The sequence below is a fragment of the Enterobacter sp. MGH119 genome (assembly GCF_001037675.1).
Classification (GTDB): Bacteria; Pseudomonadota; Gammaproteobacteria; order Enterobacterales; family Enterobacteriaceae; genus Enterobacter; species Enterobacter hormaechei_C.
The window spans coordinates 498370-517011 of sequence record NZ_KQ089929.1; the positions used below are offsets into that span (position 1 = coordinate 498370).

Consider the following 18642-nt stretch of genomic DNA (forward strand, 5'->3'; position numbering starts at 1 on the left):
GTTCACACGATTCCTCTGTAGTTCAGTCGGTAGAACGGCGGACTGTTAATCCGTATGTCACTGGTTCGAGTCCAGTCAGAGGAGCCAAATTTAAAAAAGCCTGCTTTTAAAGCAGGCTTTTTGCTTTTCTGCGTTCGGTAAAATTGTCGGGTGGCGGCTTCGCCTTACCCGACCTACGAAATCCCAGGCCGGGTGAGTGGTGTGCGTGATGTGTCCTTGTTATCAGCGGAACGGTGGCTCATTGAAGGTGCGCAGCTTGCGGGAATGCAGTTTGTCGCCCTCTGCACGCAGTAAATCGATGGCGCGAATACCAATCTGAAGGTGCTCTGAGATCGCCCCTTCGTAAAAACGGTTCGCCTGGCCCGGCAGTTTGATCTCGCCGTGCAGCGGTTTATCGGACACGCACAGCAGCGTGCCGTAAGGGACGCGGAAGCGGTAGCCCTGCGCGGCAATGGTGGCGCTTTCCATATCGATTGCGACCGCACGGCTGAGATTGAAACGCAGGGCGGAGGCGGAATAGCGCAGCTCCCAGTTACGATCGTCGGTGGTAACGACCGTACCGGTACGCAGGCGCTGTTTCACCTCTTCACCCGGCATGCCGCTCACCTCTTTGGTGGCGTCGTACAGAGCGCGCTGCACTTCCGCGATACTCGGGATAGGAATATCCGGCGGCAGAACCGCGTCAAGAACATGGTCGTCACGCAGATAAGCGTGGGCGAGGACGTAATCGCCAATCAGCTGGCTTTCACGCAGGCCGCCGCAGTGGCCGATCATCAGCCAGACGTCCGGGCGCAGTACCGCCAGATGGTCGCAGATGGTTTTCGCATTCGACGGGCCAACGCCGATGTTAATCAGCGTAATGCCCTGACCGTCGGCGGTGATCAGGTGCCAGGCCGGCATCTGGTGCTTTTTCCACGCCAGGTCGGAGATGGCCTCTTCCGGTGCTTCGGTTTCGGCGGTGATCCAGATCCCGCCCGCGCAGGAGAGGGCGACGTAAGGGCTGTCCGGGGCGAGGATCTGGCTACAGCCCCAGCGGACAAATTCGTCTACATAGCGGGTGTAGTTGGTAAACAGCACGAACGGCTGGAAATGTTCGGCTGGCGTGCCGGTGTAGTGGCGCAGGCGTGCCAGCGAGAAATCGACACGGCGGGCATCAAAGTGCGACAGCGGTGAAAACTCTGCCGGGTGATAGATCCCGTCCGCCGTCTCATCGCCAATCTGCGACAGCTCAGTGGTCGGGAAATGACGGGTCAGCCCTGCGCTCATGGAGCGATCCAGCGTCAGCGCTGAGCCGTCTATCACGTACGGGTAAGGGATCTCGTGCAGGGACGGCTCAACGCTGATATGCGCGCCGTAATCCTGATACAACAGGGTAAGCTGCTCTTCCAGGTAGGGGCGGAACAGCGCAGGTCGCGTGATGGTTGTGCTGTAACAGCCGGAGTGGGTGAAACGCGCATAGGCGCGGGTTTTCGGATTGCTGCTGGCGCTACCGTCCCAGGTGACAGAGAGCGATGGATAAACAAAAAGGCCCTGGGTTCTGGCCTTTTCATCGGGAAGTTTCCCTGTTTCGATATAGTCACTGATGGCGCTGCGCAGTGCATTGACGGACTGTTCATACAGCGCGTCGAGTTTTTCCAGTGCCTGAGCCGGGGTCAGGCTGGAGCCCTTATTATTCATGTCTGTCTCCTTGTTCCACAGGTGTGCGGCTTTACCCGATAGTATGTCACACGCCTGTGAAACAAAAGTGAGGAGATCAGCTGTGCGCGGTTTCCTTCATCAACAGGGCGGTGGCAGCAGAAAGCAGGCAACCCGCCAGCAGATAAATCGCCACGCTATGCCAGTTACCGCCGGAGAACGTCACCAGCGCGGCGGCGATAAACGGCGTAAACCCGCCGCCGACCACGCTCGCCACCTGATATCCCACGCCCGCGCCGCTGTAGCGGTAGCTTGCGCCAAACAGCTCGGTAAACATCGGCTGCTGCACGCAGACCACCATATCGTGAGCGATGTTCGCAAGCATGATCGCGAAGAAGACAATCCAGAAGACCGACTGTGCCTCCAGGGCCATAAAGAACGGCCAGGCGCTAAGTGTGCCTATGAGCGCCCCGGTGATATACACCCGTCGACGGCCAAAGCGATCCGCCAGCCAGGCGAAGCAGGGGATGGTCAGGCAGCTGATCCCGCCCACCACCAGGCCAATATTCAGGAACAATTCCCGCGGAAGGCCGAGGTTTTGCGTGGAATAGTTGAGGGCAAAGGCGGTGACGATATACATCGTCAGCAGTTCGCACAGGCGCAGGGCGATAATTTTCAGAAAAGCGCCAGGGTGCTGCACGAGCGCTTCCATCACTGGCAGCCGTTTTTTGGCGACCGGTTTTTCGCGCTGCTGCCGCTCAAACTCAGCCGACTCTTCCATGCCGTTACGGATCCACAGGGCCACCACGACCAGCACAATGCTGAAGATAAACGGAATACGCCAGCCCCAGCTCAGGAACTGCTCGTCTGTCGTGAGCTGGCTTATTAGCGACACCAGACCCGTGGAGAGCAGCAGACCCACGCCATAACCTACCTGCACGCCGCTGCTGTAGAACGCTTTCTTGTTCTTCGGCGCGCTTTCCACGGACAGCAATGCCGCGCCGCCCCATTCGCCGCCAACGGCAAAGCCCTGAATGGCGCGCAGCGTCACCAGCAACACCGGGGCCCACCAGCCAATCGATGCAAAGGAGGGCAAAATACCGATTAGCGCGGTGGCAATACCCATCATCCACACGGTGAGCATCAGCATACGTTTACGGCCAAGGCGATCGCCGAAGTGGCCGAAAATTATCCCGCCCAGCGGACGAAACAGAAAACCGACGCCAAAGGTGGCAAACGCAGCAAGCGTACCCATGGCGGGGCTGATCTGGGGAAAGAATTCACGGTTAAAGACCAGCGCAGCGGTAATACCGTAGAGCAGAAAGTCATACCAGTCGACGACGGCGCCTGCGAAGCTACCTAAAGCGGCGCGGCGGGCGCGGTTAAGCGAAGGTGTCTCCTCGTTGCGGCGAGCGGAGATAAGGGTGGAGTCCATAGTTGTCCTGTCTGTACTGATTTTTAATTATTGGTATAAGAAAAGGTCACTCACATCACGGCCGTCATATTGGCGGAACGTATGAGACTACCGCGACACGCGGCCTGAGAAAACGTTTTTATCTTTCCTGAAAGCGCAGAATAAATAAATTTCATCTTATCGGGCGACAACATAAATCAGCCTGTTTGGCTCCGGTTAGGGCTGAATGGTTTACAGTAATAATGATCGCTGTATGACGTAAGCTGAGGGAATAACGATGCAACGCCTCTTTCCTGCACTGTGGGTAGTCCTGTTTTTAGTCGTATCTCCGCTGCATGCGGAGCCGAAAGTCTATGGCGAACAGCGTATTCATCGCTGGTGGGATGCAGTAACGGACGATATTGCGCAAACCTGGGAACAGCCGGATCGTTACGATCTCTACCTTCCGTTTTTGAGCTGGCATGCACGCTTCATGTATGACAAAGAGAAAACGGATAATTACAACGAAATGCCGTGGGGCGGGGGGCTGGGCGTGTCTCGCTACAACGACGAGGGCAACTGGAGCGCGCTGTTTGCCATGATGTTTAAAGATTCCCACAACGAGTGGCAGCCCGCGATGGGCTACGGCTGGGAGAAGGGGTGGTTTCTGGATAACGCAAAAGATTTCCGTCTGGGGCTCGGGGCCGCCGCGGGGATCACCGCGCGCGACGACTTTGCCAACTATGTCCCGCTGCCGTTTATCTTCCCGCTTTTCTCTGCCGGATATAAGCGTGTCACCGTCCAGTTCACGTATATTCCTGGGACCTACAACAACGGCAACGTGCTGTTTGCCTGGCTGCGCCTGGGCTTTTAGAGGGTGATCACTTTTTTGGCCACTGTGTTGGACAGGATCAGCAGCGAAAACAGGACCGACGTAACAAACGTAAGCACAATCAGAGCAAGTTTGGTGCTCAGGGACGTCACCGGAATGAGCGCGGTCAGCAGGTGAAACACCGAGTAGTGCATGATATAGACCCCGGTCATCGTTTTGCTAATGGCGGCCAGCACGGACTCTTTAAACTCCGCATTGCGGCGAAACCGCACGCCATTTGCCGCAATCACCAGGGCAATAATCAGAATGTAAATTTGCGATCCGGTGAGGATAAAGGCGTTTCTGTCTGCTTTAAATAGCGCAAAAAAGAAGTGCCGTTCGTAAAACCATGTGAAGAGATAGATGAACGGTATCGCAATCACCGCGGCCCTGACCACGTTTTTGCGGCCGATCCACGCCGCGATCTGCGGATCGCAAAAGAGCTGGCCTGTCAGATAAAACAGCAGCCACGTCCACAGGCGATACTGCGGCGACAATGAAAGGACGTGGGCATCAGGATAGAGGGCCGACAGCAAATCGTACCCGTAAGAGAAAAGCAGCAGGGCGGTAATCACCCCGCAAAAGAGCATTCGTCGCTGGCTGAGCCGCTCCACCACCGGGTGAAACGTGTAAATCACGATAAACGCGAACACGAACCAGGGCTGGATCAGATATCCGCGCTGGTAGGGTTCCCACAGGTAGTAAATCGTTACCCAGAACAGAAAGACGATCACCAGGCGTTTGATCTTATCCAGCTGCCAGCGCGTGCCGTGTCGGGATTGCCCGTCCAGATACCCTGCAACCACAAAAAACAACGGCGTGGCGATGGTCGAAATGAAGGTTAAAAAACCGAGGATCCAGTGATAGTCATAATCGTAATGATCCCAGGTGTTGTAGATGGTGAAAAAGGTAACCGCCGTCATACAGCCCAGCGTCTTGATGATATTCAGCCCTGTCGCATTCATTGTTGTTCAGCTTTGTCCTTACGATGGAAACACGCGTAAATTACGGGGAGTACCAGCAGCGTCAGGATTGTAGCAAACCCAAGCCCAAACATAATCACAACGGCCATGCTCTGGAAGAACACATCCAGCAGCAGGGGGGCGAGGCCGAGTACGGTCGTAAAGGCGGTGAGGAGGATGGGACGCAGGCGCGACGTGGCGGCGTAAACGATCGCACTGTGCTGATCCTGCTGCGCTTTCTGCTGCTCTATCTCTTCCACCAGCACAATGCCGTTGCGGATCAGCATCCCGCTCAGGCTCAGCAGGCCAATCAACGCCATAAAGCCAAAGGGGATGCCGGTAATTAAAAACCCCGGCGTCACGCCGATCAGCGCCAGCGGCACGGTCAGCCAGATAGCGACGGCGTTTTTCACCGAACTGAACATCAGCACCGTGATCACAAACATCACCAGATACCCGATCGGCAGCGTGGTAAATAGCCCCTGCTGCGCTTCGCTGGAATTCTCCGCGTCCCCGCCCCACTCAATGCTGTAGCCGTGAGGCAGGGGCAGGGCATCTATTTGCGGCTTCACGCGGGCGAGAATATCGCCGGACGTTTGCTGGCTCAACGGGTCAGGGTCGGTCTGCACGGTCAGCACGCGCGAGCGGTCGCGACGCAGGATCAGCGGATCTTCCCACTCCAGCGCGAAGCCGCTGACGACGTTGCTCAGCGGAATATACTGCTGCCGGGTCTGGCTCCAGACCAGGACGTTGTTCAGGTGGTTGGCGTCCAGCCGCTCGCTTTCCGGCGGGCGCACCACCACGGGTAACAGATCGCTTCCTTCTCTGTACAGTCCTGCCCGGCTGCCGGAGAAATTCATCTCCAGTGCGTTATCGACGTCCTGCTTATCCACGCCAAGCTCACGTCCGAGCGCGGTGATGTACTGCGGGCGGATCACTTTGCTGCGGTTTTGCCAGTCGTTCCTGACGCTGTCCGTCGCCGGATCGCGCGTAAGAATGTTGTCTACCTGGCTGGCGATCAGACGCAGCCTGTCCGGGTCAGAGCCTTTAATACGCACTTCAATAGCGCTGTCGCCGGAGGGGCCAAACATCACCCGCTTCGTGCTGGCGTTAACCTGCGGATAGTTCCGGGCGATGTACTCATCAACGTGGCGGGTCAGGGCGGGGATGTTACGCTGGTCGTCCATTCTCACCATGATTTGCGCATAGTTGCTGTACTGCCGCTGTCCGCTGTAGGTCAAAATAAATCGCATACTTCCCTGACCAATCGTCGAGACCGTGGTTTCCACGCCAGGCTGGCCGTTAATGGTTTTCTCGATATCACTGGTCATCTTCTCGGTCCATTTAATGTCGGTACCGTAAGGGAGCCAGAGGTCGACAAAGAAAATCGGCGTGCTGGAGGAGGGGAAGAAGTTCTGCCGCACCGAGCCAAAGCCCCAGATGGCGGCTGCCAGCAGTGCGGCCATCACCACCAGCGTTGGCGCTTTACGCCGTAACAGCGCGTTGAGCACCGCCTGATAGATCCGATAGATGCGTTTGTCATAGGGATCCGTTTCGTCAGCCTCTGGCGGCGCAGCGTCCCGTTTAAACAGCCACCATTTGATCAGCACCGGTGTAATGGTGAGGGCAGAGAACCAGCTCAGCATGAGCGAAATCAGCAGAACCTGAAACAGCGACTTACAGTATTCGCCGGTAGAGTCCTGCGACAGCCCGACGGGCGCAAAGGCCAGGATGGCGATCACCGTCGCACCCAGCAGCGGCAGCGCAGAACGGCGAATAATGTTGCTAATGGCGTTCATCAGGGACGAGCCCTGCTGCCGGGCTATCAGTACCCCTTCGACAATAACAATGGCATTGTCAACCAGCATGCTGAGGGCGATGATCAGCGCGCCCAGTGAAATGCGCTGTAGTTCAATACCCCAGAGATACATGATCAGCAGCGTACCCAGCACATTAAGCGCGAGGGAAAAGGCGATAATGATCCCGCTGCGTAAGCCCATAAAGATCAGCAACACACCGACGACAATCGCCAGCGCCATCACGAAATTAATGATAAATCCGTTGACGGAATGCCCGACCTCCGCCGCCTGATCGTAAAACAGGTCGATGTGGATACCTGCCGGTTTCTCGGCTGACATCTGCTCAAGCTTCGCCTCCAGGGCATGTCCCACGTCGATCACGTTAACGCCGGGGATAAAGGAGACGCCCATGGTGACGGCTTCTTTGCCGTTGGCATGGTAGATGCTGGCAGGGGAGGCATCCAGCCCGCGTGACAGGGTGGCAATATCCCGTAAGCGGGTAGCCGCCCCAACGCCCGGCGGGGTCACGATGAGATCGGCCAGCTCGTCAATACTTTCGAATTCACCGGTAGGATGCAGACGAATTGACTCGGTACCGGAGGGGATCTCTCCCGCGCTGGAGACCACGTTCAGCCTGCTGAGCTGGGCAGAAAGCTGGTTCAGCGTTATCCCGCGCGCGGCCATTTTGCTCAGAGAAATATCTACGTTAATCTGCTGGGTGAGGGCTCCGCCGATGGCCACTTTGCCCACGCCTGGCACGAGGACCAACTCCCGGCGCAGCTGCTCGGCATACCGGACCAGTTCCGGATTGCTGAATTCATCGCCGGAAATGGCAAAGAAAAAGCCGAACACATCGCCAAAATCGTCATTTACAAACGGGGTCACTACGCCGGGTGGAAACTGTCGGGCGGCATCTCCCACCCGGCGACGCAGTTCATCCCAGATTTGCGGCAGCGCATTTGAGTGGTAGCGCGAGGCTATATTGACCGTAATCTGCGACAGGCCGCTGGAGGAGATGGAGCTGACGTTATCCAGGTAAGGTAATTGCTGAAGCGCGTTTTCCAGCGGCAGAGTGACCTCTTCCTCAACCTGCTGCGCCGACGCGCCCGGATAATGGGTGATCACCACCGCCGTTTTGATGGTAAACGCCGGATCTTCCAGTCTGCCGATGTTCAACAGGGCAATAATGCCACCTACGCCCAGCAGCAAAATCGTCAGCCAGACGCGAACCGGGTTGCTGATAAACTGACGAGAGATATCCATTATAGTCCCCGTTCACGCGTCCAGATACGTACCGGCTGGTTGGGATGTAACTCCCCAACGCCTGCGGCCACCACGCGTTCACCCGCCTTAAGCCCACCGACGATGATGACCCCCTCAGCGCTGACTTGTCCCACGCTGACCTTACGATCTTCAAGGTGCAACGTATCGCCTTCGCCCGTCACCACCCAGACGTGTGGCTCATTGCGCGGGCGGTTATCCGGGTTAAAGACCGCTTCAACCGGCACCACCAGCGCCTCACTGCCCACGCCCGCCGGTAGGTTGGTTAAATTGATGGTGACCGTTCCGCTGACGCCGCCCACGACGGGAAAATCATCCGGGCGGGGCATGGTTAAAATTACCTGCCAGGTCAAAGTGTTGCTGTCGCTACTGCCTGAGTGCTCTTTGTACACAGCGGTAAACTCGCGACCGGGCAGGGCGTTGATCTTCACTACCGGTTTGTACTGCGCATTGCGAATATCGAAGGTGTTAAACAGGTTCTCTGGAAGGCTGAACACCACGTCCAGCAGATCGGTACGGGTCAATGTGACGACGGGCTGGCCGGCTGAGACGACCTGATGGTTTCGCACATGTACGCTGGCCGCTGTCCCGCTGAAGGGGGCGACGAGCGTCATCTGACCCAATTCTTCGCGTGCAATCTGTAGCGCGGCGTTTGCAGAATCGCGGTTTGCGCGCTGGACATCCATCTCGGCCTTCGACACGGCCTGGCGTCCTGCCAGGGTCTGGAAGCGGTCGAATTGCCGCTGAGCCAGGGTCGCCGTCGTTTGCCTGTCGTTCAGACGCTGCCGGGCTTCGCGATCGTTAAGACTGGCGAGCCGTTGCCCCTGTTTGACAACGGCACCCTGGCGAATGTCCAGGGTCTCAATCTGCCCGGCACGTTTGAACGCAAGATCCGTGGCGTCGCCGGATTCGATACGGGCGGGAAAGACGCGCTGCTGCGCGTTGCCAGCCTTCACCACCTCTGCGACTTTTACCATTTTCGGCAGGGGCGCGGCGCGGTCGGATTTCGGATCGCACGCCGTCAGCAGCAATAAAACAGCAGGCAGAAGAGAGAGGTAGCGCTTCACAGTATTCCCCTGATAATAATTGTTTTATTTATTTCGTCATCAATGCTGGGGTGGCGCTATTCTGCCAGGGCCGAGACGACCACATAGGTAAATAAACCGATTGCTGTGCTGGCGATAATGGCGAGCGCAATAAACAAACCAAGGCGAATCAGGCTTAAACCGTACATGCATTCCTCCATGAGGTTGAAGGTGGCGCGGGATAAAGAGAATGAACGTATTGCATGCCTGACTATGAGCATAGTCGGTGAATAAATAAATGTTAAATAACCATTATTAGTGGCGTGACATACTCAGGCTATACAAGCGTTACGATAGCGTATCCCCTTTGAATAACATCCTGATATTCCTGTGCTACGTTTAATAGCATCCATTCCTTTTTTCCGTAAAAGGCATTCACGCCTGTACCCATGGGGTTGATGCGATCTCTCCTGATTCACTCACTGTTGTGTTGGTTATAAAAAGGATGCTTGATATGTATAAAACGATTCTGGTGCCGGTGGATGTATACGAAACAGCGTTGTCTGATAAAGCGCTACAGCATGCCCAATTCCTGGCGCAAAGCGCATCGGGTAATGTCCATCTGCTGTACGTTATGCCAAAGTTCTCGGCGGAACTGACCCGCGGTTTTATTGCAGACGCGAGAAAGATGGATGAATATATGATTAATAATGCTAAAGAAAAACTGGCTGCGCTGGTAAAAAAAATCAACCTGCCGGAAGCAAATGTCCATCTGCATGTTCGCAGCGGGAATATACGTGATGAGGTAATCAAACTGGCGGATGAACTTAACGTCGGTGCGATTATTGTGGGATCGCGTAATCCCAATATTCAAACCCATTTATTAGGGTCAGAGGCGGCGAGTATCGTTCGTTATGCGCATGTTCCTGTTTTCGTTATTCGTTAATGACATGAAAGCAAGGTGATTTCTGAAAAGAACCCGAGGAAGGAACGATGATAACAGAAAAGCCTCACCGCCCGTATTATCAACAGACCGTTGATGAAACCCTGACAAATATCCAATCCAGCCTCGACGGACTCAGCAGTACAGAAGCGACCGCCAGGCTGGAAAAATACGGCGAAAACGCCTTACCGCAAAAAACGGGTAAACCCGGCTGGCTGCGCTTTCTGGCCCATTTCAACGATGTCCTTATTTACGTCCTTCTGGCGGCGGCGCTGCTGAAGCTGATAATGGGACACTGGGTGGATATGTTTGTCATTCTTGGGGTGGCTATCATTAACGCCCTGATTGGCCATATTCAGGAGAGCAATGCGGAGAAATCGCTGCAAAGCATTCGTAATATGCTCTCCAGCGAGGCTGTGGTCATCCGGCAGGGCAACCATGAAACTATCCCGACGACAGCGCTGGTGCCCGGAGATATCGTCGTGATACGCGCCGGGGATCGCATTCCTGCCGATCTTCGCGTGATAGAGGCGCACAACCTGCGGGTGGAAGAAGCTATTCTCACCGGCGAATCCACGGTAGTGGAGAAAAGCAGCGATGTGCTCAGCGGCGAACTCCCGTTAGGTGACCGTTACAATCTGCTGTATTCGGGCACCACCGTCAGCTCCGGCGGGGGAAAAGGGCTGGTGGTGGCAACCGGTGGGGAGACCGAACTCGGCCATATCAACCAGATGATGTCAGACATTGAAAAACACCGTACCCCGTTGATGGTGCAAATGGACAAGCTCGGCAAGACCATTTTTATCACCATTCTGGTGATGATGCTGGCGCTGTTCGTTTTCAGCCTCATCTTCCGCGATATGCCCGTTTCAGAGCTGGTGCTGTCGCTGATTAGCCTTGCGGTGGCGGCGGTGCCGGAAGGATTACCGGCCATTATCTCGATCATCCTCTCGCTGGGCGTGCAGGCGATGGCGCGTCGCAAGGCGATTATTCGCAAGCTGCCTACCGTGGAAACGCTGGGGGCGATGACGGTTATCTGCTCGGATAAAACCGGCACCCTGACCATGAATGAGATGACGGTAAAAGCGGTGATTACCGCGGACACCACCTACCGCGTCGAGGGAGACAGTTACGAACCGGTGGGCGCTATTCACCCTGTTGACGATCCAACACCGGTCACCGTGACCCAGGGGTCTGTGCTTGAGCGCTATCTGCGCACCGTCGATCTCTGTAATGACAGCCAGCTGATCAAAGATGAGCAGGGGCTGTGGAAAATCACCGGCGGGCCAACCGAAGGCGCGCTGAAGGTGCTGGCGGCCAAAATCCCGCTTCCGACAATTGACGCCGAATTGCGCAGTAAAATCCCATTCGATTCGCAATATAAATACATGTCCACCCTTTATCGCCTGGGCGACGAAGAGGTGATGTTAATCACCGGTGCGCCGGACGTCCTTTTCCGTCTTTGCCAGCACCAGCAGACCCAAAACGGGCTGGAGCCGTTCAACCTGCACTATTGGGAAGAGAAGATTGAAGAGTATGCGCGCGAGGGATTGCGCATGGTGGCTGCGGCCTGGAAACCGGCCGCCAGCGGGCAGCGCGAGCTGACGCATGCGGATCTGCAAGAGGGGGTCATACTGCTCGGCATTGCGGGCATGATGGATCCCCCGCGCCCGGAAGCCATTTCGGCCATTGCCGACTGCTTGCAGGCGGGCATTCGCGTGAAAATGATTACCGGGGATCATCCACAAACGGCGATGAGCATTGGACAGATGCTGGGTATTGGCAACGCGGCGAGCGCCATTACCGGGCGCGAGCTGGAAGCGATGGACGACCACCAGCTGAGCGAGGCGGCGCAAAAATACGATATCTTTGCCCGAACCAGCCCGGAAGATAAATTCCGCCTGGTGCAGGCGCTGCAAAGTAAGCAGGAAGTGGTCGGAATGACCGGGGACGGGGTGAACGATGCGCCTGCGCTGAAGCGGGCGGATGTCGGCATCGCGATGGGGATCAAAGGTACTGAAGTCACCAAAGAAGCCGCCGATATGGTGTTAACGGATGATAACTTTGCCACCATTGCCCGGGCGGTCCATGAAGGGCGTCGGGTCTACGACAACCTGAAAAAGACCATTTTGTTCGTTATCCCGAGCAACATCGCCCAGGCCCTGCTGATCATTATTGCCCTGCTGGCGGGGAACCTGATCCCGTTAACGCCGGTACTGATCCTGTGGATGAACATGGCAACCTCGGCAACGCTGTCGTTTGGCCTGGCGTTTGAAGCGGGTGAGAAGGACATCATGAACCGGCCGCCGCGTAAGTCTAACCTGCATGTGATGGACGGTTATGCCATCTGGCGAGTGGTGTTTGTCGGCCTGATGATTGCCATCAGCGCCTTTGTGCTGGAGGCCTGGCTGCAACCTCGCGGCTACTCGCCGGAGTTCATCCGCACCGTGTTGCTGCAAACGCTGGTCACCGCCCAGTGGTTTTACATGCTCAACTGCCGCGTCACCGACGGCTTCTCCCTGAGTAAAGGTCTGCTGGCTAATAAGGGGATATGGATCGTGAGCGGCGTACTTCTGGCCCTTCAGCTTCTGATCATCTATGCGCCGTTCATGCAAATACTGTTCGGTACCGAAGCGCTACCGTTCCGCTACTGGATCATTACCTTCCTGATTGGGTTTGCGATGTTCATGATTGTTGAAGCAGAAAAAGTCCTTACCCGGAGATGGCGCACGACGAAAAGATGACTGAATGAGCAGGCTAAGCCTGCCCACCGGCAGGCTTTCTCTTTGACTGAGTACAGAACACTATGATTCGATTTGCCTCGTTCGTTTTTACGCTTGGTATTCTGGTTCCCGCTGCATCTGCTGTAACCTACCCCCTCCCTCCGGAGGGCAGCCGCCTGGTGGGGGCGCCGATCACCATCACCGTGCCTGAGGGCAATACTCTGCCGCTCGAAGCGTTTGCAGCGCAGCACGGACAGGGGTTGAGCAATATGCTGGAAGCCAACCCGGGGGTGGATCCGTTTTTACCGCGAGCCGGAACACAGCTGGTGGTACCCCAGCAGCTTATTCTGCCGCCAACGGTGCGCGAGGGAATTGTGGTGAACGTCGCGGAAATGCGACTTTACTATTATCCACCCGGCAGCAACACGGTTGAGGTGCTGCCTATTGGCATCGGTCAGGCCGGGCGCGAAACGCCGCGTAACTGGGTAACCGCCGTTGAGCGCAAACAGGAAGGCCCAACCTGGTCACCCACGCCAAATACGCGACGCGCTTACGCGAAGGAAGGGAAAACGTTGCCCGCGTTCGTTCCCGCCGGGCCGGATAACCCGATGGGGCTGTATGCCCTTTATATCGGCAGGCTGTACGCGATCCACGGTACTAACTCAAATTTCGGCATTGGTCTGCGCGTCAGCCAGGGCTGCATTCGCCTGCGTAATAACGATATCAAATACCTGTTCGATAACGTTTCGGTGGGGACGCGGGTACAGCTTATCGATCAGCCCGTAAAAGTGACCACGGAGCCGGACGGTAGCCGTTGGGTAGAGGTTCACGAGCCGCTTTCACGCAATCGCGCGGAATTTGAATCGACAAATAAGGTGCCGCTGCCCATTTCAGCCGCACAAAGGACGCAGCTGATAAGTGAAGGGGCGGGCGCTGAACTGGAACGGCGGTCGGGGATGCCGGTGAAGCTTGCTATGACTGGTAGCGCTTCGCTTGCCGGGCCTTGAGTACCGTAGGTCGGGTAAGCGGAGCGCCACCCGACAAACTTACCGAACGCAGAAAAGCAAAAAGCCTGCTTTAAAAGCAGGCTTTTCAAATTTGGCTCCTCTGACTGGACTCGAACCAGTGACATACGGATTAACAGTCCGCCGTTCTACCGACTGAACTACAGAGGAATCGTGTGAACGGGGCGCATATTATCGACCTCCGTACGCCTTGTCAAAGGATGGATCGCCCACTTTAGACTGTTTGCTGACAAAACCAGCAAAGTGACGTTTTTGCCAACGGAATGCACCATTATTGTGCAGATATACCCCGAATGGGGCAGATCGGAAACCGTTGTCCCCATCTCAAAACAGGCATCAGTGATTGGCTTTCCTTATTTTCAGCCGCTTAGCAGAGACATACACCCGCTGCAAAAAACTGGCATCCATATTGCAAAACCTGTTTAACAACACAGCCGTTACCGGCACGCTATTTTCGAACAGGGGGCAACATGAACTTAAGACGACTGAAATACTTCGTAAAAATCGTCGATATCGGCAGCTTGACCCAGGCGGCTGAAGTGCTGCATATCGCGCAGCCTGCGCTGAGCCAGCAGGTCGCGACTCTGGAAGGCGAAATGGACCAGCAACTGTTGATCCGCACCAAGCGCGGCGTAACGCCTACCGAAGCGGGAAAAATTTTATATACCCATGCCCGCACGATCCTGCGTCAGTGTGAACAGGCGCAGCTGGCCGTGCACAATGTGGGTCAGACCCTGAGTGGCCATGTCTCCATCGGGCTGGCGCCGGGAACGGCCGCATCGTCGGTAACCATGCCGCTGCTTCAGGCGGTGCGCGCAGAGCTACCGGAAGTGCTGGTTTATCTGCATGAGAACAGTGGTTCCGTGCTCAATGACAAACTGCTCAACGGTCAGCTGGATATGGCGGTGCTGTACGATCGCTCCCCGGTTGCCGGGATCACCAGCCAGCCGCTGCTGAAGGAAGATCTTTATCTGGTCGGTACCCGTGATTGCCCTGGCCAGAGCATTGATTTAACCGCTGTGGCAGAGATGAACCTGTTTCTGCCGCGCGACTACAGTGCCGTGCGCGTGCGCGTTGACGAAGCGTTTTCGCTGCGCCGTCTGACGGCGAAGATCATCGGCGAGATCGACTCCATCTCCACGCTGACTGCCGCCATTGCCAGCGGCATGGGTGTAACGGTTCTGCCCGAGTCTGCCGCACGTTCACTGTGCAGCGCGGCAAACGGCTGGATGGCGCGTATCACCACGCCATCCATGAGCTTACCGCTGTCGTTAAATATGTCCGCGCGCGGCTCCCTGTCACCGCAGGCGCAGGCGGTGAAAGAGATCCTGATGTCTCTGGTCAGTAAGCCGTCGCTGGAAAATCGCGAGCTGCAACTGGTCAGCTGATATTCCAAATAAGCATAAGATGCTGGTTTTTATTATTTGTTCTCCAGCCCGGCTGACTCTAACAATAGCCTTATGTCAGATGCGCCGGAGTGAATTGTGAATTTCCAGCAACTTAAAATTATTCGTGAGGCGGCCAGGCGGGATTACAACCTGACCGAAGTCGCCAATATGCTTTACACCTCTCAGTCGGGCGTCAGCCGGCATATCCGCGAGCTGGAGGAGGAGTTAGGCATTGAGATTTTTATCCGTCGCGGCAAGCGCCTGCTGGGTATGACCGAGCCAGGCAAGGCATTACTGACCATCGCTGAGCGCATTCTCAACGAGGCCAGCAACGTTCGCCGGCTGGCGGATCTCTTTACCAACGACGCTTCCGGTGTGCTGACTATCGCCACCACCCATACACAGGCGCGCTACAGTCTTCCGACGGTTATCAAAGCATTTCGTGAGATCTTCCCGGACGTACGTCTCGAACTGATCCAGGGCACGCCGCAGGAAATCGAAGTGCTGCTGCATAACGGCGGAGCCGATATCGGTATCGCCAGTGAACGGCTGAGCAACGACCCGCTGCTGGTGGCGTTCCCGTGGTTCCGCTGGCACCACAGCCTGCTGTTACCCGCCGATCACCCGCTGAATCAGGTTTCGCCGTTGACGCTGGAAGAGATCGTCAAATGGCCGCTGATTACCTACCGGCAGGGCATTACCGGGCGCTCGCGCATTGATGAAGCGTTCAAGCGTAAAGGGCTCACGCCGGACGTGGTGCTGAGCGCGCAGGATTCCGACGTGATCAAAACCTACGTCGAGTTAGGGCTGGGGATTGGCCTGGTGGCCGAGCAGTCTGGCGGAGAATATGAGGCCGGAAATCTGGTGCGTCTGGATACGCGTCACCTGTTCGATGCGAATACCGTCTGGCTGGGGCTAAAGCGCGGGCAGCTTCAGCGTAACTACGTGTGGCGTTTTATTGAGCTATGCAATGCGGGGCTGTCGGTGGATGAGATCAAACGCCAGGTGATGGAGCCGGAAGAGGTGGCGATTGATTATCAGATTTAGTCGCTAATCAGTAGGCCGGGTAAGGCGCAGCCGCCACCCGGCAAATTTACCGAACCCACAAAAGCAAAAAGCCTGCTTTAAAAGCAGGCTTTTCAAATTTGGCTCCTCTGACTGGACTCGAACCAGTGACATACGGATTAACAGTCCGCCGTTCTACCGACTGAACTACAGAGGAATCGTGTGAACGAGGCGCATATTATCGACCTGCGTGCGCCTTGTCAAAGGGGAAAACACCGTTTTTGTTCGTTTGTCGACAATTTCAGCAAACCGATGATTTAATAGCAAATTTGCTTTCAAATTGCACAGCAAATCGCGCCGCCCGCAGACAGGCGGCGCGCAGGATCAGAACAGAACGGAGTAGTTCAGACCAAACGTACGTCCACGGCCTTTATAAGTATAAAGACCCGGTGCGCCGTAGGTTGGGCTATACAGCCCCGGTGCGCGCTGGCCCCAGGCGGTGGTGTAGTCTTTGTCCAGCAGGTTCTCCACGCTGAAGCTGACTTTGCCCACCGGCAGGGCGTAGCTACCCAGGAAATCAACGGTGTTATAGCCATCAATCTTCTTACCGTCGGCGTCAGACACGTCAAAGGTTTGTGTGCTCTGCACGCGTAGCGTCCAGTCGCCCGGCGCCCAGTTGACCCATGCGCTGGCTTTAGACGGGCTGGCGCTGTCGACCGTCAGCTTCTCCCATTTCCCGTTTTCACGCGTTTCGGACTTGATGGCGTTAAAGTTCGCCCCGGTGCTCCAGTCGCTGTCGGTGAAGAAATAGTCCACCTGGCCTTCAACCCCATAGATACGACGTTTGTCGTCCTCCAGGTTGATGGTCATGTCGCTCTTGTTGATGGTGATGGTTTTATCCGAGAGCGAGTAGTATGCCGCCACCTGGGTACGCAGGTTATCGCCGGTGAAGCGCCAGCCGAGCTCGTAAGCATTGACCTTAATCCCGTCCAGCGTTGAGTCGTTCACATTGACGCTGTTTTGCAGACGATAGTGACCATCGACCAGCTGATAGGTGCCGGAGCCGTAGTACTTCGCCAGGTCCGGGATCTCGAAGCCCTGGGAGAAGTTAAACCACAGCTGTTGCTGTTCGGTCAGACGTCCAAGGATCCCGGCGTTAAACAGGAAGTTGTTGTAGTCGGTTTTCCCGCCCGGCACCGCGTCAGCGGAGGTGGCTTTGCCCGTGGCGATTGCCTGCTGCTGGGCGTAACCGACAAAATCGTCCACCTTGTTTTCGGTGTACTGATAACGCACGCCGCCGCTCAGGGTGATGGCGTCAATGTCATAGCTGGCTTGCAGGAACGGCGCGAGGTTGGTAATGCTGTAACCCGGATAACGGCCCACGTTGTAGGCATTGTCCAGCTCCATGCCGCCGCTCGCCGCCGCTTTGCTTAAGTCGAAGAACTGCTGGTTGGCATCGAACGTTTCATGGTCGGCATCCACGCCCCAGGTGAGGGTCAGGTCGTCCATCGGCTTGCTGTTCAGCGTCAGCTTGCCGCCGTAAAAATCGGTTTTCTGCTGGGACGCGCCAATGCTGGTCACCGCGCCTTTGCTCAGCGTCGGGAACGGGTAGTAGGTCAGACTCTCATCACGGTAGTAAATCTGCGCAACCAGATCCTGACCCCAGAAATCGGTGTTCGAGTATTGCAGGTTGATCAGGTGACGCTCTGTGCCCGGGATACGGTCAGAGTTCAGGTTGTCTTTGTTATAGGCTTTGGCATCGCCCGTGACCGCAGCGAAATTCTCCCCAAGGAACAGGCCGTGCTTGCCGTCAGATTCGCTCTTGTAGTACTGCGTGGTTAACTGGAGCTGCTGATGATCGTCGATGTTGATGGTGCCTGTCCCCATCACGTCGATACGGTCGGAATACTGCAAGCCGGTCTGGGTGTTATCGATAATCACCTCGTCGCCGTTGCCGTCATACCAGCCGCCGTAGCGCTGATAGGAGACCGACAGACGACCAGAGGCGTTGTCATTGCCGCCGCTCACGGCTGCGGAGACGTTCTCATCATGGTCGTTATGGCTGTTAAACCCGCTTTTTGCCCCGGTCTGGAACTCCACTTCGGTCTCCGGCTGGCCTTTTTTGGTGACGATGTTCACCAGCCCGCCGGTACTGCCGCCGCCGTACAGCGAGGTGGCGCCGGAGATCACTTCGATGCGGTCAATGTTGAACGGATCGATAGAGTCGAGCTGGCGGCTGTCGCTGCGGGACGAGTTCAGACGTACGCCGTCCACCATCACCATCATGGAGCGACCGCGCAGGTTCATGCCGTAGTTGGTACGTCCCTGGCTGCTGACGTCCATGCCGGGGATCAGCTGGGCCAGAACGTCTTTAATCTCTTTCCCGCCCTGAACCTGCTGCTCAATTTCCGCCCGCTCAATAACCCAGGTGGTTTGCGCCATCTCTGCCACGCTGCGATGTGCCCGGCTGGCGGAGACCACAATATCTTCTTCCTTTTGTTCTTCCGCCCACGCAGAGGTAGAAAGCATGGCAAGCAAGCACGGATTTAAAACCCAAAGATGAGAACGTTTCATTGTTATGTTGATCCTGAA

Annotated in this window: 12 protein-coding genes and 3 tRNA genes; 7 read left to right on the forward strand and 8 right to left on the reverse strand. The window is 56.2% G+C overall.

What is annotated here, in order from left to right; genetic code table 11:
- Positions 1–11: 11 nt before the first annotated feature.
- Positions 12–87: transfer RNA gene (locus SK53_RS02230), tRNA-Asn, on the forward strand.
- A 135-nt stretch (positions 88–222) separates the two neighbouring features.
- On the opposite strand, the gene SK53_RS02235 is transcribed toward SK53_RS02230, so the two are convergent.
- Positions 223–1677: an AMP nucleosidase gene (locus SK53_RS02235; protein WP_048208408.1), complete on the reverse strand. Its 1455-nt coding sequence runs from the start codon at positions 1675–1677 to the stop codon at positions 223–225.
- A 76-nt stretch (positions 1678–1753) separates the two neighbouring features.
- On the reverse strand, positions 1754–3070 hold the full coding sequence (gene shiA, locus SK53_RS02240) for a shikimate transporter (protein ID WP_017383305.1): 1317 nt from the start codon (positions 3068–3070) through the stop codon (positions 1754–1756).
- Between the two features lie 256 nt (positions 3071–3326).
- Here shiA and pagP point away from each other — a divergent pair, with 256 nt between their 5' ends.
- Positions 3327–3902, forward strand: a complete 576-nt coding sequence (pagP, locus tag SK53_RS02245) for a lipid IV(A) palmitoyltransferase PagP (protein WP_023324932.1) — start codon at positions 3327–3329, stop codon at positions 3900–3902.
- Here the strand turns inward: pagP and SK53_RS02250 are convergent.
- Genes SK53_RS02250 through SK53_RS02260 form a run of 3 tightly spaced genes read right to left on the reverse strand, consistent with a single transcriptional unit; the run spans position 3899 to position 9008 of the window.
- The gene (locus SK53_RS02250; RefSeq protein ID WP_023324931.1) at positions 3899–4864 is read right to left on the reverse strand and encodes an acyltransferase; all 966 of its coding nucleotides are present in this window, start codon (positions 4862–4864) and stop codon (positions 3899–3901) included. The genes pagP and SK53_RS02250 overlap by 4 nt on opposite strands.
- A complete protein-coding gene (locus tag SK53_RS02255; RefSeq protein ID WP_048208410.1) occupies positions 4861–7923 on the reverse strand; it encodes an efflux RND transporter permease subunit in 3063 nt (1020 codons plus the stop codon). The genes SK53_RS02250 and SK53_RS02255 overlap by 4 nt, the downstream gene beginning before the upstream one ends.
- Positions 7923–9008 (reverse strand): efflux RND transporter periplasmic adaptor subunit, encoded by a 1086-nt coding sequence (locus SK53_RS02260; protein ID WP_048208411.1) that lies wholly within the window; start codon positions 9006–9008, stop codon positions 7923–7925. The genes SK53_RS02255 and SK53_RS02260 overlap by 1 nt, the downstream gene beginning before the upstream one ends.
- A 472-nt stretch (positions 9009–9480) precedes the next feature.
- Here SK53_RS02260 and SK53_RS02265 point away from each other — a divergent pair, with 472 nt between their 5' ends.
- The 3 genes from SK53_RS02265 (at position 9481) to ldtA (ending at position 13639) form a co-directional block, all read left to right on the forward strand.
- The gene (locus SK53_RS02265) at positions 9481–9912 is read left to right on the forward strand and encodes a universal stress protein (protein ID WP_003859525.1); all 432 of its coding nucleotides are present in this window, start codon (positions 9481–9483) and stop codon (positions 9910–9912) included.
- A 47-nt stretch (positions 9913–9959) separates the two neighbouring features.
- Positions 9960–12653 carry a cation-transporting P-type ATPase gene (locus tag SK53_RS02270; protein ID WP_032609618.1) on the forward strand — a complete coding sequence of 898 codons (2694 nt, stop codon included), beginning with the start codon at positions 9960–9962 and terminating at the stop codon, positions 12651–12653.
- Positions 12654–12715: 62 nt separating this feature from the next.
- Positions 12716–13639 carry a L,D-transpeptidase gene (gene ldtA / locus SK53_RS02275; RefSeq protein ID WP_003859528.1) on the forward strand — a complete coding sequence of 308 codons (924 nt, stop codon included), beginning with the start codon at positions 12716–12718 and terminating at the stop codon, positions 13637–13639.
- 92 nt (positions 13640–13731) lie between these two features.
- Here the strand turns inward: ldtA and SK53_RS02280 are convergent.
- A tRNA-Asn gene (locus SK53_RS02280) sits at positions 13732–13807 on the reverse strand.
- Between the two features lie 320 nt (positions 13808–14127).
- Between SK53_RS02280 and nac the strand changes: the two genes are divergently transcribed.
- Both nac and cbl read left to right on the forward strand, forming a co-directional pair.
- Positions 14128–15045, forward strand: a complete 918-nt coding sequence (gene nac, locus SK53_RS02285) for a nitrogen assimilation transcriptional regulator NAC (RefSeq protein WP_003859531.1) — start codon at positions 14128–14130, stop codon at positions 15043–15045.
- A gap of 96 nt (positions 15046–15141) precedes the next feature.
- The gene (gene cbl, locus SK53_RS02290) at positions 15142–16092 is read left to right on the forward strand and encodes an HTH-type transcriptional regulator Cbl (RefSeq protein WP_003859532.1); all 951 of its coding nucleotides are present in this window, start codon (positions 15142–15144) and stop codon (positions 16090–16092) included.
- A gap of 99 nt (positions 16093–16191) precedes the next feature.
- Here the strand turns inward: cbl and SK53_RS02295 are convergent.
- Both SK53_RS02295 and SK53_RS02300 read right to left on the reverse strand, forming a co-directional pair.
- Positions 16192–16267, reverse strand: a tRNA-Asn gene (locus tag SK53_RS02295).
- Between the two features lie 167 nt (positions 16268–16434).
- Positions 16435–18624, reverse strand: coding sequence for a TonB-dependent siderophore receptor (locus SK53_RS02300; RefSeq protein WP_023324924.1), 2190 nt, complete (start codon positions 18622–18624; stop codon positions 16435–16437).
- Positions 18625–18642 lie beyond the last annotated feature (18 nt).